Source organism: Geomonas ferrireducens (assembly GCF_004917065.1).
Classification (GTDB): domain Bacteria; phylum Desulfobacterota; class Desulfuromonadia; order Geobacterales; family Geobacteraceae; genus Geomonas; species Geomonas ferrireducens.
Genome location: NZ_SSYA01000011.1, coordinates 1 through 315, shown reverse-complemented (window position 1 = coordinate 315; position 315 = coordinate 1). Strand labels below are relative to the sequence as shown.

The 315-nt window shown below is 64.1% G+C and carries 1 pseudogene; it reads right to left on the bottom strand.

The window, feature by feature from the left end:
* Positions 1 to 298 (bottom strand): annotated as a pseudogene (locus E8L22_RS21325) (NADP-dependent malic enzyme); the annotation flags it as partial.
* Positions 299 to 315 lie beyond the last annotated feature (17 nt).

Below are 315 nucleotides of genomic sequence, written 5' to 3'. Positions count from 1 at the left end.
TGATCTCGTCCGGGTTCTCCGTGTTCAGCTCGATGTCGAAGACGTCGATGTCGGCGAAGCGCTTGAAGAGGACACCTTTCCCCTCCATGACCGGCTTGCCGGCGAGAGCCCCGAGGTTACCAAGTCCAAGCACCGCGGTGCCGTTGGACACGACCGCGACGAGGTTCCCCTTGGCGGTGTACTTGTAGGCGTCGTCCGGATTCTGCTGGATGGCAAGGCAGGGCTCGGCGACCCCCGGAGAGTAGGCGAGCGACAGGTCCGCCGCGGTCTGGCACGGCTTGGTGGCGATGACTTCGATCTTTCCCTTCCTGCCGC